The sequence below is a fragment of the Actibacterium pelagium genome (genome assembly GCF_002285415.1).
GTDB classification, from domain to species: Bacteria; Pseudomonadota; Alphaproteobacteria; order Rhodobacterales; family Rhodobacteraceae; genus Actibacterium_B; species Actibacterium_B pelagium.
This window is the reverse complement of the sequence record NZ_NSBU01000007.1, coordinates 83,203-108,215: the sequence shown is the minus strand read 5'-3', so window position 1 is coordinate 108,215 and position 25,013 is coordinate 83,203. Positions and strand designations below refer to the sequence as shown.

At 54.4% G+C, this 25,013-nt stretch carries 23 protein-coding genes and 1 tRNA gene; 13 read left to right on the top strand and 11 right to left on the bottom strand.

Annotation, left to right across the window (positions count from 1 at the left end; translation table 11 throughout):
• The first annotated feature begins 54 nt into the window (after window positions 1-54).
• From CLM58_RS09435 to CLM58_RS17010, 6 genes are all read left to right on the top strand, one after another.
• Entirely contained in the window at window positions 55-1,371 is a 1,317-nt protein-coding gene (locus CLM58_RS09435) for a Na+/H+ antiporter NhaA (protein WP_095595701.1), read from the top strand.
• A gap of 160 nt (window positions 1,372-1,531) precedes the next feature.
• Window positions 1,532-2,185, top strand: a complete 654-nt coding sequence (locus tag CLM58_RS09430; protein ID WP_095595700.1) for an ABC transporter ATP-binding protein — start codon at window positions 1,532-1,534, stop codon at window positions 2,183-2,185.
• The gene (locus CLM58_RS09425) at window positions 2,169-3,686 is read left to right on the top strand and encodes a capsule biosynthesis protein (protein WP_095595699.1); all 1,518 of its coding nucleotides are present in this window, start codon (window positions 2,169-2,171) and stop codon (window positions 3,684-3,686) included. The genes CLM58_RS09430 and CLM58_RS09425 overlap by 17 nt, the downstream gene beginning before the upstream one ends.
• A 1-nt stretch (window position 3,687) precedes the next feature.
• Entirely contained in the window at window positions 3,688-4,521 is an 834-nt protein-coding gene (gene kdsA / locus CLM58_RS09420) for a 3-deoxy-8-phosphooctulonate synthase (protein ID WP_095595698.1), read from the top strand.
• Window positions 4,522-4,611: 90 nt separating this feature from the next.
• Window positions 4,612-4,686: transfer RNA gene (locus CLM58_RS09415), tRNA-Gln, on the top strand.
• A 280-nt stretch (window positions 4,687-4,966) separates the two neighbouring features.
• Window positions 4,967-5,287: a hypothetical protein gene (locus CLM58_RS17010; protein WP_143226550.1), complete on the top strand. Its 321-nt coding sequence runs from the start codon at window positions 4,967-4,969 to the stop codon at window positions 5,285-5,287.
• 23 nt (window positions 5,288-5,310) lie between these two features.
• Here CLM58_RS17010 and CLM58_RS09410 read toward each other — a convergent pair whose 3' ends face one another.
• Both CLM58_RS09410 and CLM58_RS09405 read right to left on the bottom strand, forming a co-directional pair.
• A complete protein-coding gene (locus tag CLM58_RS09410) occupies window positions 5,311-6,792 on the bottom strand; it encodes an NAD-dependent succinate-semialdehyde dehydrogenase (RefSeq protein ID WP_095595697.1) in 1,482 nt (493 codons plus the stop codon).
• A 1-nt stretch (window position 6,793) separates the two neighbouring features.
• Window positions 6,794-8,071, bottom strand: a complete 1,278-nt coding sequence (locus CLM58_RS09405; protein WP_095595696.1) for a 4-aminobutyrate--2-oxoglutarate transaminase — start codon at window positions 8,069-8,071, stop codon at window positions 6,794-6,796.
• 153 nt (window positions 8,072-8,224) lie between these two features.
• Between CLM58_RS09405 and CLM58_RS09400 the strand changes: the two genes are divergently transcribed.
• Window positions 8,225-8,791: a cupin domain-containing protein gene (locus tag CLM58_RS09400; protein WP_188720450.1), complete on the top strand. Its 567-nt coding sequence runs from the start codon at window positions 8,225-8,227 to the stop codon at window positions 8,789-8,791.
• 160 nt (window positions 8,792-8,951) lie between these two features.
• Here CLM58_RS09400 and CLM58_RS09395 read toward each other — a convergent pair whose 3' ends face one another.
• The 5 genes from CLM58_RS09395 to CLM58_RS09375 all read right to left on the bottom strand — a co-directional run bounded on the left by CLM58_RS09395 (window position 8,952) and on the right by CLM58_RS09375 (window position 14,781).
• A complete protein-coding gene (locus CLM58_RS09395; RefSeq protein ID WP_095595694.1) occupies window positions 8,952-10,244 on the bottom strand; it encodes an NAD(P)/FAD-dependent oxidoreductase in 1,293 nt (430 codons plus the stop codon).
• 145 nt (window positions 10,245-10,389) lie between these two features.
• Entirely contained in the window at window positions 10,390-11,109 is a 720-nt protein-coding gene (locus CLM58_RS09390; protein ID WP_095595693.1) for a type 1 glutamine amidotransferase, read from the bottom strand.
• A gap of 9 nt (window positions 11,110-11,118) precedes the next feature.
• A complete protein-coding gene (gene speB, locus CLM58_RS09385) occupies window positions 11,119-12,087 on the bottom strand; it encodes an agmatinase (protein WP_095595692.1) in 969 nt (322 codons plus the stop codon).
• Window positions 12,088-12,094: 7 nt separating this feature from the next.
• Window positions 12,095-13,405: an NAD(P)/FAD-dependent oxidoreductase gene (locus CLM58_RS09380; RefSeq protein WP_229666126.1), complete on the bottom strand. Its 1,311-nt coding sequence runs from the start codon at window positions 13,403-13,405 to the stop codon at window positions 12,095-12,097.
• On the bottom strand, window positions 13,405-14,781 hold the full coding sequence (locus CLM58_RS09375; RefSeq protein WP_233133066.1) for a glutamine synthetase family protein: 1,377 nt from the start codon (window positions 14,779-14,781) through the stop codon (window positions 13,405-13,407). Before CLM58_RS09375 ends, CLM58_RS09380 begins: the two co-directional genes overlap by 1 nt.
• Before the next feature lie 81 nt (window positions 14,782-14,862).
• Here CLM58_RS09375 and CLM58_RS09370 point away from each other — a divergent pair, with 81 nt between their 5' ends.
• Window positions 14,863-15,582, top strand: a complete 720-nt coding sequence (locus CLM58_RS09370) for a GntR family transcriptional regulator (protein ID WP_229666128.1) — start codon at window positions 14,863-14,865, stop codon at window positions 15,580-15,582.
• Window positions 15,582-17,078 carry an aldehyde dehydrogenase gene (locus CLM58_RS09365; protein ID WP_095595690.1) on the top strand — a complete coding sequence of 499 codons (1,497 nt, stop codon included), beginning with the start codon at window positions 15,582-15,584 and terminating at the stop codon, window positions 17,076-17,078. Before CLM58_RS09370 ends, CLM58_RS09365 begins: the two co-directional genes overlap by 1 nt.
• A gap of 49 nt (window positions 17,079-17,127) precedes the next feature.
• On the opposite strand, the gene CLM58_RS09360 is transcribed toward CLM58_RS09365, so the two are convergent.
• The 4 genes from CLM58_RS09360 to CLM58_RS09345 are packed head-to-tail and all read right to left on the bottom strand — an operon-like array spanning window position 17,128 to window position 20,840.
• Entirely contained in the window at window positions 17,128-17,472 is a 345-nt protein-coding gene (locus tag CLM58_RS09360) for a cupin domain-containing protein (protein WP_095595689.1), read from the bottom strand.
• Between the two features lie 7 nt (window positions 17,473-17,479).
• Window positions 17,480-18,781, bottom strand: a complete 1,302-nt coding sequence (locus CLM58_RS09355) for an NAD(P)/FAD-dependent oxidoreductase (RefSeq protein WP_095595688.1) — start codon at window positions 18,779-18,781, stop codon at window positions 17,480-17,482.
• The gene (locus tag CLM58_RS09350; RefSeq protein ID WP_095595687.1) at window positions 18,781-20,169 is read right to left on the bottom strand and encodes a glutamine synthetase family protein; all 1,389 of its coding nucleotides are present in this window, start codon (window positions 20,167-20,169) and stop codon (window positions 18,781-18,783) included. Before CLM58_RS09350 ends, CLM58_RS09355 begins: the two co-directional genes overlap by 1 nt.
• Before the next feature lie 23 nt (window positions 20,170-20,192).
• Window positions 20,193-20,840 carry a GntR family transcriptional regulator gene (locus CLM58_RS09345; protein WP_095595686.1) on the bottom strand — a complete coding sequence of 216 codons (648 nt, stop codon included), beginning with the start codon at window positions 20,838-20,840 and terminating at the stop codon, window positions 20,193-20,195.
• 108 nt (window positions 20,841-20,948) lie between these two features.
• On the opposite strand from CLM58_RS09345, the gene CLM58_RS09340 reads away from it, so the two are divergent.
• The 4 genes from CLM58_RS09340 (at window position 20,949) to CLM58_RS09325 (ending at window position 24,939) form a co-directional block, all read left to right on the top strand.
• Entirely contained in the window at window positions 20,949-22,034 is a 1,086-nt protein-coding gene (locus CLM58_RS09340) for a polyamine ABC transporter substrate-binding protein (protein WP_095595685.1), read from the top strand.
• A gap of 62 nt (window positions 22,035-22,096) precedes the next feature.
• Window positions 22,097-23,224, top strand: a complete 1,128-nt coding sequence (locus tag CLM58_RS09335; protein WP_095595684.1) for an ABC transporter ATP-binding protein — start codon at window positions 22,097-22,099, stop codon at window positions 23,222-23,224.
• 9 nt (window positions 23,225-23,233) lie between these two features.
• Entirely contained in the window at window positions 23,234-24,133 is a 900-nt protein-coding gene (locus CLM58_RS09330; RefSeq protein WP_095595683.1) for an ABC transporter permease subunit, read from the top strand.
• Window positions 24,130-24,939 carry an ABC transporter permease gene (locus CLM58_RS09325; RefSeq protein WP_095595682.1) on the top strand — a complete coding sequence of 270 codons (810 nt, stop codon included), beginning with the start codon at window positions 24,130-24,132 and terminating at the stop codon, window positions 24,937-24,939. Before CLM58_RS09330 ends, CLM58_RS09325 begins: the two co-directional genes overlap by 4 nt.
• Window positions 24,940-25,013: the final 74 nt, after the last annotated feature.

The following is a 25,013-nucleotide window of genomic DNA, read 5'->3' as shown; positions in this document are numbered from 1 at the left end:
CGGCAGAAGCGTTCATAATCTAATTCCTTTTCCAAGGGATTGGGGAAGTCAGACATGTATCGCGTTTGGGATTTCGTAACGAATTATTCGCTGCTTCTGATCGCTGGCGCGCTATTGGCGCTGGTCTGGGCGAATGTCGATCCGCACTCTTATCACCAGATGGTCGAATACCCGATATGGTTTAACGACCTTGTTGGCATAGACGCCTCTAAGTGGCTGCACACATACGGGGAAGAGTTCGGCATCACCGAGGTGGGCGACGTAACCCGGGTGCTAACGGCGCATTTTCTGGTGAATGACATCCTTATGGCCTTCTTCTTTGCCATCGCGGCGAAAGAAGTCTGGGAAGCGATTATCTTGGAAAGCGGCTCGCTTCGCGGGAAAAAGGCCGCGACCCCGCTATTCGCGACCGCGGGTGGCATGATTGGCCCGATTGCCGTCTACCTTGGCTTGGCTGCCCTTCTGGGCTCTGACACCTATGACGCGGTCTCTCGCGGATGGGCTATTCCCACAGCAACCGATATAGCGTTCTCGTATTTGGTGGGCCGATTGGTCTTTGGCGCTGGCCATCCGGCCGTGCGTTTTTTGCTGCTTCTGGCGATCGCCGACGACGCTGCGGGCTTGGTCATTCTGGCGATCTTCTACCCTTCGGCAGAGGTTGCCCCTGAATGGTTGTTGGTATCACTTGGCGCGGCAATCTTCGTCTATGTCGCTTTCAACTGGCTCCCGCGTCGCCTTGATCGCGGCAATCAAGACCGCCCAAACTCGACCTGGATGCGGCAGAAACTGTCCTTCTGGCCATACCTTCTGGCGGGCTGCATCAGCTGGTTTGCCTTTCAGAAGTCTGGCTTGCACCCCGCGCTTGGCCTTCTGCCCATCGTTCCGACGCTACCCCATGCCGACCGAGCCTTCGGGATCTTCGCAGAGGCAGAGCAATATCTGACCGATCTGCTGAACCACGTAGAGCACCTGCTGAAGCACCCGGTAGAGGTCATCCTGTTCCTGTTCGGCCTGTTCAACGCAGGGGTGGAATTCTCTTCCATCGGCTCTCCGACATGGTTGGTTCTGGGGGGATTGGTAATCGGCAAACCCTTGGGTGTCCTTCTGTTCGGCTGGTTCGCCGCGGGCCCGATGAAACTGGGCCTGCCCTCGGGGATGCGCATGGTAGATCTGTTGGTCATCGGCTGCGTGGCCGCCATTGGCTTTACCGTGTCGCTGTTCTTGGCCTCGGTCGCCTTCGACAGCACGGCCATGCTGGGCGACATCCGCCTGCAGGAAGCTGCGAAGATGGGGGCCTTGTTCAGCTTCGGCGCTGCCCTTGTTGCCATCGTCGCGGGAAAGCTGACCGGGGTACAGAAACGGAACACCTGACGGCATCACCATCAGGAACACATTTTGGAGAGCGTTTGCCTTTTCCAAAGCTGTTCATTGTAAATTAGGGCCCTCTTCGGACATAATGCTGCCCGAGAGGTCAACTAGCCAAGAACCGACCAAGTAGGTCGAGATAATCAAGGGCGACTCAGAGCAGCGCATGTTGGAATTTGTCGAAGTCAGCAAGTCCTTCTGGACCGGCGTCCGGCGCAAGGTGATCCTTGACCGGGTGTCCTTTCGCGTCGAGCTTGGTAATTCCCTTGGCATCCTTGCCCCGAACGGAACGGGCAAGACCACGCTGATCAATATGATGGCGGGTCTGGAAAAACCCGACGAAGGCACCATCCATCGTACCTGCACCGTGTCCTTCCCGATTGGTTATATGGGTGGCGTGGAATCCAAGCACTCGGCGCGCGAGAACGCGCGGTTCGTTGCCTCAATCTATGGATTGGACCCGGACTATATCGAAGCGTTCTGTCGCTGGCTGTGCGAGCTGGAAGAATACTTCGAAATGCCAATTGCCACCTACAGTTCTGGCATGAAAGCGCGCTTTTCCTTTGCCCTGCAACTGGCGCTGGATTTCGACATCATCCTGATTGATGAAGGGATGCCCGCCACTACGGATGTGTCCTTCAACCGACGCGCGGGCAGCATTCTGCAGCAACGGCTATCCCGGACCACATTCGTCATTGTCTCGCACCAGGCAGCGACGTTAGAGAAGTTCTGTCGAACAGCTGCGGTTCTGCGCAACGGACAGCTTTATCATTTCGACAGTTTGGAAGAGGCGGCAGCACTTTATGACTACACTTCCTAAAGCCAAGAAATACCGCGTCCGCGCGCCCAAAGCCTCGGCCGAGACGGAACAGCCCGAACCCGCAGCCAAGCCCACGAAGAAGTCTGATCCCGTTGAGGCCATCAAGCAGATCGAGGCTGAAGGCCTGACGCCCAAGCAATTGCGCCTTGCCCGCCGCAACGCACAACGTCACGGGTTAGAGCCCGCCTCTGACTATGACGCGGTGCGTATGCTGCGCAATCATGATCTGGACCCGTTCGAAGCGCCCCGTTCACTTCGGGTCGTGCGCGATGCGAAATACCAAGAAGGTAAAGACCTGCCTGCCGAGGGTGCGGCCCGCTCTGCCCCGGGACCTCAGCTTCTGACAACAGATGCGCAGGCCGAAAGCATCCGCGCCATTCAGCGCGACATCGTCCGCCGCCGCCGCCGCAACTTTGCGCTGCTGGTGATGCGGCTTTGCTTTTTCATCCTGCTGCCTACCATGCTGGCGGGATATTACTTCTACACGGTCGCGACGCCTATGTACGCAACCAAAACAGAGTTTGTCATTCAGCAGTCAGAATCTTCTGGCGCCCGCGGTGGCGGCGGCTTGTTTTCAGGCACCGGGATGGCGACCCAGTTGGATTCGCTGAACGTGCAAGGGTACCTGCAATCGCGCGAGGCGATGTTGCGGTTGAACGAGGATTTGGACTTCAAGTCCCACTATCAGCAGGAACATATCGACCCGATCCGTCGACTGCCTGCCGATGCGAGCGACGAAAAGGCGTATAAGTTCTACAAGCGCAATGTCCGCATCAGCTATGACACGACCGAAGGCATCGTGAAGATGGAGATCATTGCTGCCGACGCTGAAACCAGCAAGGCCTTCGCACTGGCCTTGATCGGTTACGCCGAAGAGCGGATTGACCGGCTGACAGAGCGGATGCGCGAAGACCAGATGCGCGGGGCACGTGAACATTTCGCCGAGGCCGAAGCACAATTGCGTGCGGCCCAGCAAGAATTCCTGACCCTTCAAAAGCAAAAGTCCGTTTTTGATGCGGACGCGGAAACGGGTCGCGTCATGGGTCAGGTTTCTTCATTTGAGACGGAACTGACGGAAAAGCGCCTGACCCTTCAGCAACTTCTTAGCAACCCCGATCCAAGTGCTGCTAGGGTCAACGGCTTGCGCAGCGACATCGCGCGCCTTGAAGGCATCATCGCCGAGTTGCGCTCGTCCCTGATCGAAGAAATTGACGGAGCAGAGTCTTTGGCCAGCGTTTTGGCTGAACTGACGATTTCCGAGATGAATATGGAAACGCGTCAGGCGATGGTCACCGCAGCGCTTGAAGAGATGGAGAATGCGCGCGTCGAAGCCAACCGCCAAACTCGCTTTCTGTCGATGAGTGTGAACCCGATTCTTCCCGACGAAGCGGCTTACCCCCGCGCGTTTGAGAATACTTTCCTGACCCTGCTGATTTTCAGCGGCGTTTACCTTATGATCTCGATCACCGCAGCTGTCTTGCGCGAACAACTAGCAGGCTAATATGAAACACGTCCCCATCGGCGACCTTGTCGTCGGCAATGATCGCCCTCTCACCCTTTTGGCTGGCCCTTGTCAGCTGGAAAGCGCCGACCACGCGCAGATGATTGCGGGCACTCTGAAAGAGGCCTGCGATGCCGCTGGTGCGCAGTATGTTTTCAAAGGGTCGTTCGACAAGGCAAACCGGACCTCTCTTAACGCGGCCCCTGCCCTAGGGTTGGACGCCGGCCTGAAGGTGCTGCAGTCGGTCAAAGACACGATCGGCGTGCCGGTCCTGACCGACATCCACGAAGCATCGCAATGTGCGCCCGTGGCCGAGGTGTGCGACATCCTGCAAATTCCCGCCTTCCTTTGCCGCCAGACTGCTTTGCTGCTGGCAGCGGGTGAAACCGGCGCTGTGATCAATGTTAAGAAAGGTCAGTTTCTTGCCCCTTGGGATATGCCCAACGTCGTGGCCAAAATTGAAAGCACAGGGAATCAACGCATCCTGTTGACCGAACGCGGCGTTTCCTTTGGTTACAACCGACTGGTGGTCGATATGCAGTCCCTGCCCGAAATGGCCCGTACCGGATATCCGGTTGTCATGGACGCCACCCACGCTGTAGCCCAACCCGGTGGCCTAGGTGGCGCATCTGGCGGACAACGAGAGTTCGCCCCGGTCCTAGCCCGTGCAGCTGTCGCGACAGGTATCGGCGCTCTTTTCACCGAGACTCACCAAGATCCCGACAACGCCCCCTGCGACGGACCGAATATGATCTACCTTTCGGATATGCCGAAACTGATCGACACGCTCATGGCGTTCGACCGGCTTGCCAAGGACAACCCGATCGAGCTGTAGTCAATTTTTGCGCTAATTAAAAAAACAGAAAATATTGTCGGAAATGGGCTTGCAGAGCGGCGGCCGAGGACGTAATTAACCGCTCACTGTTGGGGTGTAGCCAAGTGGTAAGGCAGCGGTTTTTGGTACCGTGTATCGTAGGTTCGAATCCTACCACCCCAGCCACGATTTCCTTTTAATAAGAGATTGAAGCACAGGTGCCGGAATCGGCAGCGTATACTCAAAGTGCTACGACAGGCCCGACTTGGAGAAATACGTCGAGCCGAGCGAAGATAACCGCAGCACCTCTGAAGACGCCGTCCGCTGAATTCGCCATACGATGTGCGATTTAAGAATATCTTAGGGTCGCAATCAAATCGCGTTTTCTCTGCTAATCGGAGTGTAGCTGAGCGGCTGATAGCCACCCCAAACGTTATCCATGACTCACCGTGCGAAGAGAGCCAGAATGAACATCCGCAGGATACCGCATTTTGAGCTAGAGATGTCGGATGAGAAAAAGGCGATTCATGCACGCCTTGATCTTTCTGCACAAAGGACAAGCGATATTCGTGATACCGGTCTGAGTGGTTACAGAAACTTGGCGAGGAAATGTGAACTGCAAAACCCAGAAGAAGGCTTTACCGCGATTTTGAGGCTTTTACTTCTGGTCAGGACCAGAACAGCAAACGGCCTTTCCTGGAGATTTTGCTCCGATCACTTCAACAGATCGGGAACAAGCTTCCCCCATTTGGGGAAAACCTGTCGCCCTAGAGAATCTGATTTTTAGCGTCAGGGTCGGCGAAAGCCCGACTAAGCGATCTCGCCCATGCAGAGGTATTTGATCTCGACGAAGTCGTCGGTCCCATACTTGGACCCTTCGCGGCCAAGGCCGGACTGTTTAATCCCGCCAAAAGGCGCGACTTCGGTCGAAATCAGGCCGGTGTTGATACCCACCATTCCGCTTTCCAGTGCCTCGGCCACGCGCCAGACCCGCGCCAGATCACGGCTGTAGAAATACGAGGCCAGACCGAATTCGCTGTCGTTGGCCATGGCCACGACATCCGCTTCGTCCTCAAACTTGAACAGCGGGGCAACCGGACCGAAAGTCTCTTCTTTGGCGACCTTCATCGCGGTCGTGACGCCGGTCAGGACCGTGGGGTGGAAGAAGGTTCCGCCAAGGTTGGAACGGTTTCCGCCTTCGATCAGTTCGGCCCCTTTTTCGAGGGCATCGGTGATGTGATCCTCGACCTTGGCCAAGGCCGCCTCGTTGATAAGCGGGCCGGTGGTCACACCGTCTTCGAAACCGTTACCGATGACCAGAGAGCCTGCCTTTTCTTTCAGCTTGACTGCGAACTCGTCATAGACGCCGGCTTGCACGTAAATCCGGTTGGCGCAGACGCAGGTTTGGCCATTGTTACGGTACTTCGCGATCATCGCGCCTTCGACCGCGGCATCAACGTCGGCATCGTCAAAGACGATGAACGGCGCATTGCCACCAAGCTCTAACGAGATTTTCTTGATCGTGTCAGAGCACTGTCGCATCAGGATTTTGCCCACGCGGGTCGAGCCTGTGAAGGTGATCTTGGCGACCTTTTCGTTGGCGCAAAGCTCTTGGCCGATTGCGGCGCTGTCGCTTGAAGGGATCACGTTCAGGACACCGGCGGGAATGCCAGCGCGTTCGCCCAGAACGGCCATTGCTAGTGCCGACAAAGGCGTCAATTCCGCCGGACGCGCCACAAAGGTACAGCCCACGGCAAGTGCCGGCGCCACCTTCCGCGCGATCATCGCGTTCGGAAAGTTCCACGGTGTGATGGAGCCCACAACACCAACAGGTTGCTTCAGCACAACGATCCGCTTGTCGCGCTGGTGGCCAGGGATGACGTCACCGTAGACGCGTTTGGCTTCCTCTGCGAACCACTCGATGAACGAGGCGCCGTACAGGATTTCGCCACGCGCCTCGGGCCATGGCTTGCCCATCTCGGCGGTGAGGATGGTCGCCAGATCGTCGGCGTTCTCGATCATCAGATCGTACCATTTGCGAAGCACTGCTGCCCGTTCTTTACCGGTCCACGCGGCCCAATCAGCCTTGGCGTCATAAGCGGCGTCGATGGCTTTCGACGTGTCCGCGACATCCAAGTCAGTAACATGGGCGATGCAGTCGCCGGTCGCCGGGTTATAGACCGCGAAAGTCTTGTCCTTCGAAATCCACTCGCCGTTAACAAAGGCGCGGGTTTCCAGAAGAGAAGCGTCTTTCAGGTTCAGGCTGACGATTGCGTCTTTTTCATCTAGCATCTCAGGCTCCTTTAACGGCGTCGATGGACGCTTCAAGAATGTCCATCGCCTCGGCGAACACATCATCGGGAACGGTGAGCGGGGCCAAGAAACGGATCACGTTACCATAGACACCACAGGTCAGCAGGACCAGTCCACGCGTCAATGCTTCGGCGCGGATTGCATTGGCCATGTCGGGGTTGGGGGCGCTGCCATCAGTGGTGTTGAACTCAGCGGCAACCATGAAGCCCGGCCCGCGAATATCGACCATTTCAGGTGTGCGAGCACGGATGGATTCCAACCGCTGCTTCAGGCGCGATCCCAGTTCGTTTGCACGGTTGCACAGGTCTTCTTCTTCGATCACGTCAAGCACAGCGTGTGCCGCCGCAATCCCAAGCGGGTTGCCGCCATATGTGCCACCCAATCCACCCGGCAGGGCAGCATCCATCAGGTCAGCGCGTCCGGTCACCGCGGCGATCGGAAGGCCGCCGCCAAGACCTTTGGCCATGGTCGTAATGTCGGCAGCGACATCATAGGCGTCCATTGCGAACAAGTTGCCAGTCCGTGCGAAACCGGTTTGCACCTCGTCGGCGATCAGGACGATACCGTGCTCATCACACAGGCTGCGCAGACCACGCATCAGCTCCGGAGGAGCAGGATAGAAGCCGCCTTCGCCTTGCACCGGCTCGATGATGATGGCCGCTACGCGTTCTGGATCAAGGTCAGCTTTGAACAGTTTGTTCAGCGCGCCCAGAGAGTCTTCGGTGCTGACGCCATGCAGATCGATCGGGAAAGGTACGTGATAGGTGTCGGGCATCATCGCGCCGAACCCTTTCTTATAGGGGGCGACCTTACCGGTCAGCGACATACCCATGAAGGTTCGACCGTGGAAACCACCACCAAAGGCGATGATGGCCGGGCGTCCAGTTGCAGCGCGGGCGATTTTAACCGCGTTTTCAACAGCTTCAGCACCTGTCGTCACGAACACGGTTTTCTTTTCAAAGTCGCCGGGAACCTTTGCGTTCAGACGTTCAGCAAGCTGAATGTAGTTCTCGTAAGGCAGAACCTGATGGCAGGTATGCGTGAATTTCGCGGCTTGCCCCTGAACGGCTTCCATCACCTTCGGATGGCAATGGCCGGTGTTCACAACCGCAATACCAGCGGCGAAATCAATATAGCGCTTGCCTTCGACATCCCACACTTCCGAGTTCGAAGCGCGCTCGACATAGACCTGAGTTTGCATTCCGACACCCCGCGAAATGGCGGTGTTGCGGCGTTCTGCGACTTCGGCGTTCAGCATGACATTTCCTCTTTAGAATTCTTGGCTCTACGGAATCAGAGCGCTTTGACATGAAAGTCTATGCTGTTCGGCAGAGTTGAAAAGTCTGTTTCTTGATCGCGGTAACTAACTGAAATATATAAGATGAATTACTTTGTGTTGAGAATATTGAACATGCAGAACACGAACATCGAAGATATGGAATTGGGGCAGCGCCTGCGCGCAGTCAGAGAGCAGGCAGGCCTGTCGCAAAGGGCGCTCGCGAAAAGAGCTGACGTGACCAATTCCACCATTTCATTGATCGAGTCCGGCAAGGTGAATCCATCTGTTGGGGCTCTCCGCCGGATCCTTCAGGGCATCCCGATTGGGATGTCAGAGTTCTTCGCATTTGAGCCAGAACCCGAGAAGACGGTGTTCTACGCGGCCGAAGAATTGACGGAAATTGGTAAAGGGGGCCTGTCTTTGAAACAGGTTGGTGGCAACCTGATCGGACGCCAATTGATGATCCTGCTCGAAACGTACGAACTTAACGCGGATACGGGTCGTGTGATGTATGGGCACGAGGCCGAAGAAGGTGGTATCGTGATCTCTGGCCGTGTCGAAGTCACCGTCGGCCACGAACGGAAAATCCTTGGCCCCGGCGATGCGTATTATTTTGACAGTCGATCACCGCACCGGTTTCGGCAGGTCGGACCCGAAAAATGCGTACTGGTCAGCGCCTGCACACCACCATCATTCTAAATCAGGGAACCCTCTGTCCCTTCGGCAGCGGGCCGAGTGAATTGAGCTAGCTGGAAGACTGGCGAACCCAGAACCAGGTTGAGAAGGACGGTGGAAAAAGGAATATCTCCGACCGTTGATCGCGCAATTACGTAGCCAACATTTTGAAAATTAGCCCGTGCTACCCAAGCTGTGAAAGCTTGTCGCGCAACGTATAGTAAAACATACCGATCGCGATCATCAGGCTACCCATTGTGCGATTGACCGGGAGATGCCAATGCCGAACGTTTTCAAAGACGTCGAATTCCCGAGTATGCCCTGAAATCGCTTCGGCCGTTATTTCAGCCAGAATGTGGCTTAGTGCGATGCCGTGCCCGCTGTAGCCCTGCACATAAAAGATGTTTCGATCTAGTCGGCCGACTTGAGGAATACGGTTGAGGATAATCCCGTCGGTACCAGACCAGCTGTAGTCGACACCTATTCCCTTTAGACGGGGGAACGTACGCTCTAACAGCGGTAACAGTTCCCCGACAATGTCCTGACTATCGCGGCCCGAATAATTCGTACCGCCGCCAAACATAACGCGGTTGTCTTCTGTCAGGCGATAATAGTCGAGCACAAAACGACTGTCATAGACCGCCAATTTGTGTGGATTGATGGCCTGCGCATCCTCTTGTGAAAGAGGTTCCGTTGCCATGTTCGACAGCGCGGCAGGGAAGAGCTTTCCGCCCAGCTTTTTCTGCTCAAGAAGGTGATAGGCATTCCCAGCCAAAACGATCTTTTCCGCTCGGACAGATCCCTGTGCCGTTCGAATGATGGGTTTTGGACCGTATTCAATTGCCTCAACTGGGCTGTTTTCAAAAACGCTGCCACCTAGATCGCAAACGGCTTTGGCTTGTCCAAGACATAAGTCGAGCGAGTGGACATGCATATTTCGTTTGTTCAGAAGCCCGCCGATGTAGAGATCTGTTTCCAGATAGTCCCGCATCTGGTCCTGAGGAATTAACGAAAGGTCATCTTGCATGCCCTTGGCGCAGCCCTCGGTGTAGGTCTGCGTCAGTTCTTTCATATGTGCTTGCGTCATCGCGGTCTGCATATGCCCGAATTGAAGCGCACAGTCGATTTTGTACTTTTCGACCCTATTCTTGATGATGTCATGCCCGCGCCAGCGCAGTGACCAGACGAAATCTGACGCCTCATCCCCCAAGGTTCTACGGAACTCTCGTTGCATTGCGACATCGCCGGACAAACTGCCGGTTATCTGCCCGCCATTGCGACCTGTCGCGCCCCATCCGATCTTGTTTGCTTCACACAGCGCCACTGAATACCCGCGCTCTGCCAATTCAAGGGCTGTTGCTACGCCCGTGAAGCCCCCACCAACAACGGCAACATCCGCTGTGATGTCAGACTGCAAAGTGGGATAGTCGACACGGTTGCGCGCGGTTGCCGCGTAGTATGATTTTATGTGATCCATAGTGATGAAACTTCGATGGGTCGCTGCGACTTGATCGTCCCCTTTGCGGACCGGTCACAAACGATGGTCAGACGCCTTTCATACCACAGACCAAAGACGCAATGATGCGCACCAACCAAAACATCACAATGGCTGGGACATTTAATCATTCCCGTGTATCGCCCCCCGAAGGGCGTTTGATGCTGGGAATGGTTCTGGTTTTGAAGAACGCTTCGACGGTATCGGCAAATGCGCGGGATGTGAGGTTGTCACCCATCCTTTCAAGCGCAGAGGTTTTGACCTCATCAGGCAAAATGTCGCCCCGCGCTTCAAGGAGGTCTGCCATAAATTCGGCGGTAAACTCAGGATGCGGCTGAACCGTTAGCGCAGTATCGCCATATGCGAGGATTGCGTTTTCGCAGAAACTTGACGAGCCAAGGACGCGTGCCTCCGCAGGCCGTTCGATGACTTGATCCTGATGCCAGGCAATCATGGTTTGGTCGCCAAACAATGGGCTTTTGTATTCTGTGGGCCCAACGGCCCAGCCCTTGTCAAACTTTTCAACGATGCCACCCAAGGCCTGGGCCAAGATTTGATGCCCAAAACAGACACCGAAAATCGGAGCGCCAGCGCGATAGGCAGCCCGAAGGAACTCTTCGAGCGGCGGAATCCAATCATGGTCCTCATACACGCCAAAACGCGACCCCGTGATTAGCCAGCCATCTGCATCGGCGGGGGATTTCGGCAGAACCCCGTCTAGAACCTCATAGGTTTCGAATTCGAAACCACGGCCATCAAGGAAGCGGCGAAAGAAGTCATCATAGTCGCCGAACTCGTCCTGCAATTGGTCGGGGGATCGTCCCGTTTGTAAGATACCGATCTTCATAGATTGTCTCTAAACTCGACCAATGGGATTTGGCTTGGCACCCAATTGGGCTGCGAGGACGCATAGCCAATCATGTGCAACATGTGCAGCGGCCAGCGCCGTGATTTCGGCGTGATCATAGGGCGGGGACACTTCGACTATATCCATCCCGATCAGGTCCAGATCACCAAGGGATCGTACGATTTCCAGTCCTTGCCAAGAGGCCAGACCACCCGGAACCGGTGTACCTGTACCCGGGGCAAAGGCAGGGTCCAGTCCGTCGATATCAAAACTTAGATAGACCGGCGCACCAGCGGCACGCTCTTTTGCGATATCGATGGCAGCATGGATTCCGTTTCGGTGGATCCAAGGGCTTGTTACGATTTCAAAGCCGTGGTCGCTGTCGTTGTACGTCCGCAGGCCCAGTTGCGTGGACTTGGATACGTCAACGACCCCCTCCGCTGCGGCGCGGGCAAACATGGTTCCATGGTCTTGGCGCGTCCCGTCGTCTTCCCAAGTGTCGCAATGCGCATCAACTTGGATCAATGCGATCGGGCCGTGCTTTTCGGCATGAGCCTTCAGCAATGGGTAAGAGATCGAATGATCCCCCCCAATCGTCAAAAGCTTAGTACCATCTGCAATAATTTCTGCTGCCTGCTTTTGGATCGCAGGCAGAACTGTTTCTGGATGGTGCGGATCAAGCATCACGTCGCCAAAATCAACGACACTCAATGTATCAAAGGGATCAAAGCCCCATGGGAATGCCTTGAGTTCAGCCAACTGCACCGAAGCGGCACGAACCGCGCGCGGACCAAGCCGGCAACCGGGGCGATAGGTTACGGCGTTGTCAAATGGGACCCCCATTACAGCAACATCGACACCTGTCAGATCACGTGAATAGTTGCGGCGTAGAAAGCTGAGGGCGCCGGCATAGGTCAGCTCTTGCCAGCGGCCCTTGGTTTCTTGCTTCAGAAATGCTTGATCACCTGTTGAGCTCATTGGGACCTCATAATCCGAATTTGTCTTTGAAGCCGTAGTACCAAGATCCGATCACGGAATAGGGCACGCGGAACATCCGGCCACCTGGGAATGGTATCCAAGGAACGTTTTCGAAAACGTCGAACCGTTCGGCATCGCCAGAAATCGCCTCGGACAGGATCCGCCCAAATGTATGCGAGCCGGTGACACCATGCCCCGAATAACCATGGGCAAAGTAGGTATTGTTATTCAAACGCCCCATTTGAGGCACACGGCTAAAGGACAAGGCGAAATTCCCACTCCACGCGTATTCCACCTTCACTTTCGCCAGTTCAGGGAAAACCTTGTTCATGTTCTTGCGAAGTTTCGCCTCGATGTCTTTCGGGTCCGCGCCGCCGTAGACGGTCCCACCGCCAAACAACATTCGATTGTCCGCAGACAGGCGGAAGTAGTCGAGGATAAACCGGATGTCCTCAACACATGTATCTGTTGGCAACAGCCTTTTGGCGAGATCATCCGAAAGCGGCTCGGTCGCCATGACTTGAGTGGAAACCGGCATCACGCGAGAGGTCAGAGCCGGGACGACTTTGCCAAGATAGGCGTTCCCACACAGAACCAATGTCTTGCAGGTGATCGATCCCTTTGAGGTTTTCACAACGGGCTTCTGCCCACTGTAATCGACATCCGTGACCATCGACATTTCGAAAATGGTTCCGCCGTTGGTCTCGATCGCGTCAGCTTCACCCAGAGCAAGGTTCAACGGATGCATATGCCCACCTGCATGGTCGATCATGCCACCAGCATAGACATCGGTACCGACATGGTCGCGGATTTGCTCTGCTGAAACCATCTCTTGCGTATTGATGCCGTAGCCCTGCCAAAGCTTTAGCCGCTCTTCCAATTCCCGCATGTGCGCGGGTGTATAGGCTGTAAACAGGTTGGTCGGTTTAAGGTCGCACTGGATGTCATACGTGCTGACACGTTCGCGGATGATATCCCCACCTTCCATCACCAGACCGGCAACGAAGTTTGCGGTGTCTTGGCCATACCGACGTTTGATCGTCTGCAAGGAGGCATTCAAACCGTTTACGATCTGACCGCCATTGCGGCCAGAGGCGCCCCAGCCAATCCTCGCACCCTCGATGACTGCAACGGAAAACCCCTTTTCCGCCAGATGCAACGCGGTCGATAGGCCAGAATAGCCTGCCCCCACAACACAAACATCAAACGCATGATCCCCCAACAATTCAGGGCGCAGTTTCCGCTTGTTGGCAGAAGCCGCATAATAGCTGGTGGTGTGTTCGCAATTACCAGCGTAGTGGCGCATGACGGCACTCATCAAACAGTCTCCAAATAAGTCTGGTATTCTAGCTCGGTCACCTCGGACAGGAAGTGACCCAGTTCTTGTTGTTTGGTCTGCGCAAATAAACGCAGCAGCATCGGAGAGAAAATAGTCGGTAGGATTTCTCCGCTCTGAAACCGAGCGATTGCTGAATTCCACCCCAACGGCAAAGACGGCAGTGATGCGTCATAAGCGTTGCCTTCAATAGGTGCAGAGGGTTCAGTTTTCTGCGTAATCCCGTAAAACGCTGCTCCAAAAATCGCGGCCAAAACCAAATACGGGTTGGTGTCAGCGCCCGCGACGCGATGCTCTATTCGCCGAGCCTCGTTCGGCCCGCCCGGAATCCGCACTGCGCAGGTTCTGTTTTCATACCCCCATCCTGCGCCGGTTGGCGCATGCGACCCGGGACGAATGCGCCGGAAGCTGTTGAGATGCGGCGCGAAAATCAGCGTGCTTTCCTGCATAGCAGATAAAATACCACCTACCGCGTGCCGCAGCATCTGGCTTCCCTCTTCCGTCCCATCATCGAAGACGTTCTTGCCAGCACTGTCGAGCAGGGAAAAGTGCACGTGGAACCCGTTCCCCGGCTGGTCGCCGAATGGCTTTGCCATGAAGGTGGCTGTTAGCCCGTGTTTATCGGCTACATCCTTGACGATGTTCTTGAACTGCAGCGCGTCATCCGCGGCTTTCATGGCGTCGTCAGTGTGCAGTATATTGATTTCAACTTGCCCGGCACCTGCTTCCGATATGGCGGCATCGGCAGGGATATCCAGCGCTTCGCAGGCCGCGTATACGTCGTCCAAGAAGGGCGTAAGGCTATCCAGTTCACTCACTGACAGCACATTGTCAGAAGGCGATGTGTTGCCGTTTCCGTCGGACGGGACGACTGTCCCGCCTTTGGACTTGGTCAGATAGAATTCAAGCTCCGTCGCCACGACAAGAGTAAGGCCCGCTTCAGCAAATCTGGAAACAACCGTTGCCAGCGCTTGGCGTGCGTCCACTTGAACCGGCGTGCCATCTTCATGAGCCATTGTGACTTGAAGCAAGGCTGAAGGGTCCTGCTTCCAATTTCGCAGAACGATACCGCGCTCAGTCGGAGCGCAGATGCCATCGGCATCACCGCTTTCGAATACCAGCTCACTTTCCGCAATATCGCGGCCCCAAATATCAACAGCGCAGGCAGACAGAGGCATGCGAACGCCGCCTTTGAGCGCCTTCCTGACCTGATTGCGAGGTACCCGCTTCCCACGCAGAACCCCATTGAGATCGCAGACCGCAACGATCACCCAATCAATATCTGGATTCGCTTTGAGCCAATCTTTGGGCTTGTTCGCCGGCATGGTTGAGATACCTTTTCCAAAAAGTGATATCATTTGTGATTTTGTGACACCTTTATTGACACCTGTCAAACTGAAACGTAATGTCTTGGGACTTCGGACAAGCGAGTAAGCCCATTGAGTTTCAACATTCCGGAACTAGAAAATGTGAGCGGCCTGACCAGTCAGGAATACGTTTACGCACGCCTGCGGAACGCGATTATGGTTGGCGCTATTCCAACTGGAACGTCGCTCACTATGCGTGGCTTGGCCCAGCTGATGGATTTGAGCCCAACACCTATCCGCGAAGCATTGCGCCGTTTGAATTCTGAATCTGCGGTCGAACTAAAGGACAACCGACGCTTAATTATCCCCAAGATGACGATTGGGCGTTTTGAGGACTTGGTCGCAACGCGCGTCGCCTTGGAAAGCCACGCCGCTGAAAGAGCGTTACCTTATGTCTCCGATATTCTGATCGAAGAAATGAGCGAAATTGACTTTGAAATGGACAAGGCGATCCCAAATCTGGACTATGACCGCCTGACCAGCCTCAACCAAGCATTTCACCGGAAACTTTACTGCGCAAACCCGAACCACAGCGCAATGCCACTCATTGAAAGCGTATGGCTGCAGTTAGGTCCCTTCCATCGAGAAATGATCACAGACGTAGGCAAGTTTTATCTCGTCGACCATCACAAAACAATTTTGGCAGCCCTATCGGATCGGGACGCCGTCGCACTGGTCCTTGCACTCAAGCAAGACATTAAAGACGGCGTCCTTTTAGAAGGACGGGCGATGATCGCCCTCAGAGCCGAAGACAAGCTTAAATCCGCTTTAGAAGAATTCACGAGGAAATGATGAGAGATATTGCTGATATCGACTGGCACTCTGCTGCCCGCGACCTGAACATTTCCGAGAAAGCGATCGTAGACGGTCGTCAGGTCGCCGCGCTAAGCGGAGAAACATTTGAATCCATCAGTCCGATTGATGGCCGCCATTTGGCCAACATCCCCAAAATGGGTGAGGATGACGTAGATGCAGCGGTGTCCGCCGCCCGCAAAGCGTTCGAAGACGGCCGTTGGGCAGACAGATCGCCGACCGAACGTCGCTTGGTCTTGATCCGTCTGGGCGAATTGATCCGCGAACACCGTGACGAACTGGCACTGCTTGAAACGCTTGATATGGGCAAACCGATTGGCGACAGCACGTCGATTGATGTCAGGGCCGTTGCTAACTGTTTCACCTACTATGGTGAAGCCTTGGATAAGATTTACAGCGAGATCGCGCCGACCGGCAAAGACTATGTCGCGATGGTGACTAAGGAACCTTTGGGAGTTGTTGCCGCTGTTGTTCCTTGGAATTTCCCGATGCTTATGGCTGCGTGGAAGGTTGCGCCGGCTTTGGCGATGGGAAACTCTGTCATCCTGAAACCTGCGGAACAATCATCGCTTTCTGGCATTCGTTTGGCTGAATTGGCGCTCGAAGCAGGCGTTCCTGAAGGGGTGTTCAACGTTGTGACCGGGCTGGGGCCAGATGTTGGCCGAGCCTTGGGTCTTCATATGGACGTTGACGGCCTGTTCTTCACCGGCTCCACCATGGTTGGAAAATTCTTCATGGAATATGCCGCCAAGTCTAACCTGAAGAAGATTGGTCTGGAACTTGGCGGGAAGAGCCCGAACATCATCCTGTCCAGCTATCGGGATACGGCCCATGCAGCGCGCACCTCGGCAAATTCAGCTTGGTTCAATCAGGGTGAAATGTGCACCTGCCCAAGCCGCCTCATCGTCGAGCGTTCTGTTCAAGATGAAGTGGTTGAGGTCCTGAAAGCCCAAGCCAAGAACTTTGTCCCTGGTGACCCATTGGACCCCGCAACATCTATGGGTGCTTTGGTTGACGCCCGGCACACTGATCGCGTCATGGGGTTCGTTGATATCGCAAACGAAGATGGCGCAGAGATTGCCTGCGGTGGCAAACGTGCCCGCGTTGAAACGGGCGGCTCCTATATCGAGCCGACTGTGTTCAACAACGTTCGCAATGACATGCGCGTCGCGCAGGAAGAGATCTTTGGCCCGATGGTCTCGGTGATCCCGGTAGATAGCGCCGAGGAAGCGATCAAAGTCGCAAACGACAGCCCCTATGGTCTGGCATCTGCCGTTTGGACCGATGACCTGTCTACGGCGCATAAGATGGCTGCCAAGATCCGTGCAGGGATGGTTTATGTAAATGCCTATGATTGCGATGACATGACGACACCTTTTGGCGGCTATAAGCAGTCAGGTATTGGGCGGGATAAATCGCTTCATGCGCTCGACAAATACGTCGAGCTGAAATCGACCTGGATCAAGATCGGTTAAACCAAAAACAAGCGGGCACCACATTATTGGGTGCCCGTTTTCGTTTCAGTTACTCGAAGCTGGCGTAGATCTTTTTGACCGTGCCAATCGATTTCCAAGTGCCCTCAAAGCCCGATGGAATAACGAAGGCGTCGCCAGCTTTGAATTCAGCGACCGCGCCGTCTTTCGACGTCAGGGAAACGCGACCTTCAACAATCACGCATAGCTCGCTCTCAGAATAACTGACATCAATCTCGCATTCCTCGCTGCCCCAATGGCCCACGTGGAAGCGATCAGATGCGTCGGAAAACGTGTGCCATAACTGCGTTGCCTTTTCACCAGAGATCAACTTTGTCGCGGAAATTTCGTCCGCCACAGGATCGGAGTTGGTATTTACAGGGATGACTTGAACCATTTTGCCCTCAGAGTTTGTCGCGGAAAGAATACCAAAGCATGGCAAGCACCAGTAGCGGCTGGCGCAAAAGCGGCCCACCCGGAAACTGGCGCGTTTCGATTTGTTCCATGATATCGAAACGCTCTGCCTGACCCGAGATTGCCTCGGCAGCGAGTTGTCCAGACAGAGTACCAAGCGCGACACCCTGACCAGAGAATCCGGACATGCTCAGGATGTTGCCTTCGTACCTTTGAAAATGTGGCAAACGGTTCATTGTGATAGCCAAAGTACCGCCCCAAGCATAATCGATCGCAAAGCCAGAAAGCTGCGGGAATATCTCTTCCATCGGCTTGCGGACCTGCGCAGCGATGTCTTTCGGGAACCGATAGCCGTAACTTTCCGTGCCGCCGAACAGCATCCGGTTGTCATCGCTAAAGCGGAAATAGTTGACCACAAATTTCGTATCGGCCACCGCAATGTTCTGCGAAAGAACACTGTTTTTCTGCGCTTCTGTCAGCGGTTCCGTCGCAACGATGTAGTTGTTTATCGGCATGACACGGCGTGTGACATCGCGGTGCAGGTCACCGATATAGCCGTTACAGGCCAACACCAAATGGCTTGCCTTAACTTCAGCATCTGCAGTTTTGATCGAGACCTGTTTTCCCGGAATGATCTGGGTAACACGGCTGCGTTCATGCAGCTTTGCGCCGGCTTTCTGCGCTAATCGCGCCAAACCAAGCGCGAATTGGAGAGGGTCGATATGACCCGAACGCGTGTCAAATGTTCCACCATAATAGGCGGGCGAATTCACAAGCTCTCGCATCTCGATTTTATTTAGGAAAGAAATATGAGGATAGTCATAGTCCTCATTCAATTTCTCTACATAGGCCTGACTGTGGGACACAAACCTTTGACGGTGATCAGCATGGGCAATCCCGGGATGAAAATCCGCATGGACCTCATCTGACTTGGAAAGTTCACGCACCAATTCGACCGCCTGCGTCCCGATCTTCCACAGGTCGCGCGCACGATCATGTCCCATCAAGTGTTCTAACTGGTCTTGATCCAGTCGCTGCCCCTGCCCGGCTTGACCGCCGTTGCGACCAGAGGCGCCAAAGCCGACACGCTGCGCTTCCAGTAGCCGGACATTGTAACCTTTTTCAGCCAAATGCAGAGCCGTCGACAGGCCGGTAAACCCGCCACCAATGACGCAGACATCACATGTCACGTCACCTTTAACAGCCTCTACATCCGTCAGTTCTTGAATGTTGCTCGCATAGAATGACGGGGGATAAGTCCCCGGCTTGTCGTTCGCTTCCAGTAGATCCATTAGACGTTCAGCAGCAAATGCCGTCTCTCCCAGGGCGAGATTTCGCGTTGGTATTCCTCGTTCTCGGCACGCTTGATGTCATGGTAGAGTTTACAGAACTCTGGTCCGAGCAATTCATGAATCTCATCATTGTCGCGGAAAAGGTCGAGCGCGGCGTTCAGGCTTGCTGGCAGATTGAGTTCTGTTTCCCAAACCTCGCTCATCGCTTGCTCTTGGGGCTCGATCTTGTTTCGCATTCCCAACAGTCCGCATGCCAACGACGTGGCGATGGCGATGTAAGGATTGCAATCCATCCCAATGACACGGTTTTCAAGCCGCCGGGCTTCTGGCCCAGAGTGCGGGACACGCAGCCCGGTTGTACGATTGTCCGCAGCCCATTCCAGATTGGCCGGCGCGCTTTGCCCTTCTTTCGTGATCCGACGATAGGAGTTCACATAAGGCGCAAGCAGAGGCACGCAGTTCATCAGATACTTTTGCGACCCGCCAATGAAGTGATAGAACGCCTCGCTGGCGTTTCCGTCTTCGTCGGAAAAAATGTTTTTCCCGGTCTTCGCATCTACGACAGATTGGTGGATGTGCATCGCGCTGCCCGGTTCATCGCGGATAGGCTTGGCCATAAAGGTCGCGAAAATTCCGTTCTTGAATGCGGCTTCGCGAATGGTGCGCTTGAAGAAAAACACTTGGTCGGCCAACGACAATGGATCGCCATGCTGCAAGTTGATTTCGATCTGACCTGCACCACCTTCTTGAATGATGGTGTCGATCTTCAGGCCCTGAGGTTCCGCGAAGTCGTAAATCGTATCGATGACAGGACCATATTCATCAACAGCTGACATCGAAAAGACCTGGCGGCTTGCGCCCTTGCGACCAGTACGTCCGATCGGTGGTTCGATCGCCTCATTGGGATCGATATTTGGCTTGGTGAGGTAGAACTCCAATTCCGGAGCGACAATCGGCTTGAGACCCGCGTCTTCGTAAAGCTTCAAGACCCGCCGCAGGACGTTACGTGGCGCGACCTCGAGGTCCGTGCCATCCCGTTGCTTCATGTTGCAAATAATCTGAAGCGTTACATCATCTGCCCAGGGCACTACCGTAGCAGTGGACATGTCTGGCTCCAGAACAATGTCTGTTTCCATCCATTGGTTCTCGATGTCCATATCCACGTATTCCCCTGAAATCGTTTGGTAGAACAACGAAATCGGAAGGAAAATCGTCTCCTCCGGCTTGAACTTGTAGGATGGCATTGCCTTCCCGCGCGCCGTGCCTGCCAAATCGGGGATGATGCATTCAATTTCTTCGAGCCGCCGCCCTTCAAGAAACTCCTGCACAGTGTCCGAAAGCTCTGATTGCCACGTGTCTTTTTCTTTGGTTTTCTTCGGTCGTTTCATTAGGCGCCTCAAATTTGATCAAATTAATCCGCCGAGGACTGGCATATGAGATCCATTCCCTGTTCCAGGTCTTCACGCATCGCGATTGCAGCTGCGCGCGGGTCTTGGGCCCGAAACGCACTCAGCAGTTCAGAGTGTTTATCTGGCAAGCTCGCCGTCCCATAGCGACCGCACACCACCCGTTGGCTGGGGCCAATTTGCACCCAAAGTGACTGTACGCATCGCAATAAGACGGGCGCATCAGCACAGTCGTATATTGAGAAATGGAAAGCGCGATTGCGCTCAAGATATGTTTCTACATCCCCGCGCTCGATGGCAAGGTCGACTTCCTTATCCACAGCCGCCAGCATCTTAAGGTCATGTTCTGACATGAGTTTTGTTGCTTTAGATGCCAGTTCGGGTTCGATCGTCAATCTAAGGAAATAGATATCTTCAATTTGACGGCGCGTTAGCTCTGGAACAATCACACGACGGTTGCCCAAGGTCTGAAGCGCATGCTCTGCGGTTAATCTACGAATCGATTCCCGAACCGGCGTCATTCCAGCACCGTAACGTTCGGCCAAACCCTGAATCGTAAGAGGTTCGCCCGGGGCAAATTTCCCAACAAGAATCGCATCACGCAGCTTCTCGTATATCGCCTGATGCTCTGGGATTTTCTTAGATTCGGTCATTTTTCAATCAATTGCGCAGGTGTAACAGCCTATTCCCCCTTAGACTTCAGAAAAAACTTGTGCTTGTCAAACTTTTGATCAAAATATTTGCCATACAAGGAGGAAACAATGAACAAACTGGGTACAATCTCTGCAGTCGCACTTATTGCCTCTGCATCAGCCGTATTCGCCGAAGAAGTTCGCGTTTACAATTGGTCCGACTATATCGACGAATCTTTGCTTGAAAAGTTCGAACAAGAGACCGGCATTGAGCTCATCTATGACGTCTTCGACAGCAACGAAGTTCTGGAAACAAAACTGCTCGCCGGTGGCTCTGGTTATGACGTTGTCGTTCCTTCGGCCACCTTCCTGCAGCGTCAGATTCAAGCCGGGGCGTTCCAGAAGCTGGATATTTCGCAACTGCCCAACCACGGCAACCTCTGGTCGGACATTCAAGCACGAACAGAACCCTACGATCCGGGCGGCGAGTATTCCGTAAACTACATGTGGGGCACCACTGGCATCGGCTTCAACATCGGCAAAGTTACCGAAATTTTGGGCGAAGACGCACCCTTGGATAGCTGGGATCTAGTGTTTGATCCTGCCAACATGGAAAAGCTCGCGGAATGTGGTGTGTATTTCCTTGATGCACCGACAGAGATGATCCCAGCCGCGCTGAACTACATCGGCGAAGACCCCGACAGCCATGATCCGGAAGTGATCGCGAAAGCGGAAGCTGTCTTTGAGGCGGTTCGCCCGTATATCCGGAAATTCCACAGCTCTGAGTATATCAACGCGCTCGCCAATGGTGACATCTGCGTTGCTGTCGGCTGGTCCGGCGACGTCTTCCTCGCACAATTCCGGGCGTCAGAAGCAGAGAACGGTCACGAGATCGACTATGCGATTCCGAATGAAGGCGCGCAAATGTGGTTCGACCAGCTGGCGATCCCTGCCGATGCTCCGAACCCAGAAGGTGCGCATAAGTTCATCAACTTCATTCTGAATGCTGAAAACGCTGCGGCCGCTACGAACTATGTTTGGTACGCAAGCGGTAACGAAGCGGCACAGGAATTCATTGATGATGAAATCCTTGAGTACCCGGCGGTTTACCCAAGTGAAGACACTTTGAACAAACTGTACATCACAACGCCGTACCCGCCTCGCGTACAGCGGACGGTGACCCGTTTGTGGACCACCATTAAGTCCGGCACCTAACTCGTCGACGTCTATCAGCGCCGGGCCTTCGGGTCCGGCGCGACCGGCTGGGGGAATCCAATATGAACAATGCGCAATTTGCACCGTGGGAAGATCCTGCAGCTAAACCACTCATTGAATTCAAGGGTGTCACGAAAAACTACGGGACATTCACTGCGATCGATAACATCGATCTGAAGATCTACCCGAGAGAGTTCTTTGCGCTTTTAGGGCCTTCCGGCTGCGGCAAGACAACTTTGATGCGCATGCTTGGCGGTTTCGAGACTGTCACGAAGGGCTCTATCACCATCGACGGCGAAGACATGGCGGGCATCCCCCCGAACAAGCGGGCCGTGAACATGATGTTCCAATCCTATGCTTTGTTCCCACACCTTTCCGTCGCCGATAACTTGGCATTCGGCCTGAAACGGTCTGACATGCCGAAATCTGAAATTCAGGGCCGGGTCGAAGAAATGCTTCGCCTGGTTAAGCTCCAAAAGTTTGCAGGCCGCAAACCACATCAGTTGTCGGGCGGGCAAAAACAACGTGTCGCTTTGGCGCGCGCGCTCGCAAAGGCTCCGAAGCTGTTGTTGCTGGATGAACCACTTGGGGCATTGGACAAAAAGCTGCGCCAGGAAACGCAGTTTGAGTTGATGGACATCCAAGAGAAAACTGGAACAACTTTTGTCATCGTGACGCACGATCAGGAAGAAGCCATGACAGTGGCTAGCAGGATCGCAGTTATGGATGATGGTAAATTGGTGCAGGTCGATACACCCGACCGCATCTACGAGGCGCCAAACTCGGTCTATGTCGCGGACTTCATTGGTGACGTAAATATAATCGAAGGCGGCGTTTCCAACGTGTCCGGGGAAGCTGCCGAGCTTTCTTGGAGCGAAGGCAAGCCAGCAATTAAGGGCGTATCAGGTGAACGCATCCAGAAAGGGTCTTCCGGCGCCTTCGCTATTCGCCCTGAAAAGATCGCCATTTCACGAGACAAACCAGTGGACGTTCATAACTGTGTGCAAGGTGTCGTCGAAGACATCGCCTATCTTGGCAACATGTCCACGTATTATGTGCGGCTCGACAATGGCAGCTTGATTAAAGCACAAACCGCCAACAGTCGCCGGATTGCGCGCCGGGGCCTCACTTGGGAAGACAGCGTCTGGCTGTCATGGACCGATACAGCCGGGATCATCCTGCCAACCTAGGAGGCCGATATGAATTTCTCGAGAAAAGCACTTATTGGGATTCCATACGTTTGGCTGCTTGTTCTATTCTTGGTCCCGTTTTTGATCGTGTTCAAAATCTCGCTTTCAGATTACGCGATATCTATCCCCCCTTACACGCCGACACTGGATACAACCAACGGCTGGTGGGCAGGAATCAGAGAGCTTTGGGCTGGATGGGATTTTGAAAACTTTGTCTTCCTGACGCAGGACGACTTGTATTGGAAAGCCTATCTTTCAAGCCTCAAGATAGCGGTGATTGCGACCTTGCTTACGTTGCTTGTTGGGTTCCCGATCGCCTATGGCATGGCAAGCGCTCCACCAGAGTGGCGGACAAGCTTGTTGATGCTTGTTATCTTGCCATTTTGGACCAGCTTCCTGATCCGCGTTTATGCATGGATCGGCATCTTGTCGAACGAAGGGTTTTTGAACCAGTTCCTAATGTGGACTGGCATTACCTCGGAACCATTGGTCATCCTAAACACCGACTGGGCGGTCTACATCGGGATCGTTTACACCTATTTGCCGTTCATGGTTCTACCTATCTATTCCAGCCTTGAAAAGCTGGACGAGTCCTTGATTGAGGCTGCGCTGGATCTTGGCTGCACACGGATTGGGGCGTTTTGGTCAGTCACCATTCATCTGGCAAAACCAGGCGTAATCGCAGGTAGCTTCCTAGTCTTCATCCCAACATTGGGTGAATTCGTTATCCCATCGCTCTTGGGTGGATCGAAAACTCTGATGATCGGCAAAGTCCTTTGGGAGGAATTCTTCTCGAACCGTGACTGGCCTGTCGCGGCGGCAGTCGCAGTGATCCTTCTCATGATCCTGATTGTTCCGATCGTCCTGTTTCAACAGAACCAACAAAAGCAACGGGAGGCCGCGAAGTGAGAAAGCTATCATGGTTTAACGTCGTTTCCCTCACCTTCGGGTTTGCGTTCCTATACATCCCGATGGTGATTTTGGTCGTCTACAGCTTTAACGAATCCAAGTTGGTTACGGTTTGGGCGGGCTTCTCGACCAAGTGGTACGGCGAGCTGATGCAAAACGAGGCGTTCCTCGACGCGGCTTGGGTGACCTTAAAAGTCGCCGTCATTTCATCAACAATCGCGACGGTCCTTGGAACGATGGCGGCCTTTGTTTTGGTTCGCTCCGGGCGCTTCTTTGGGCGCACGCTGTTCTCGGGGATGATTTACGCCCCATTGGTGATGCCCGAAGTGATCACAGGCTTGTCCCTGCTTCTCTTGTTTATCGCGATCGGTATGGACCGTGGTGTGATGACCATCGTGTTGGCGCATGGCACATTCTCGATGTGCTATGTCTCTGTGGTCGTTTCATCGCGCATGGCGACCTTTGATGAAAGTCTGGAAGAGGCCGCGATGGATCTTGGCTGTACCGGTTGGGATGCCTTCAAATCCGTGACCCTACCGATCATTTCACCGGCTGTGATTTCTGGTTGGCTGTTGGCTTTCACCCTGTCTTTGGATGACCTAGTGATTGCATCCTTCACCGCTGGCCCGTCAGCGACGACCTTGCCAATCAAGATCTTCTCATCCGTCCGATTGGGGGTCAGTCCAGAAATCAACGCTCTGTCGACGATCATTATCGCGCTTGTGGCGATCGGTGTCATCACCGCATCTATCGCCTCAAAACGAGCCATCGTTCGCCAACGACGAGATGAGCAGGTGGCACGGTAGTAAACTCTTGTCCCGCGCATATGTTTGCGCGGGTCAAACAATCACGGCGCCGGCGTAACCCCATACACTCGATG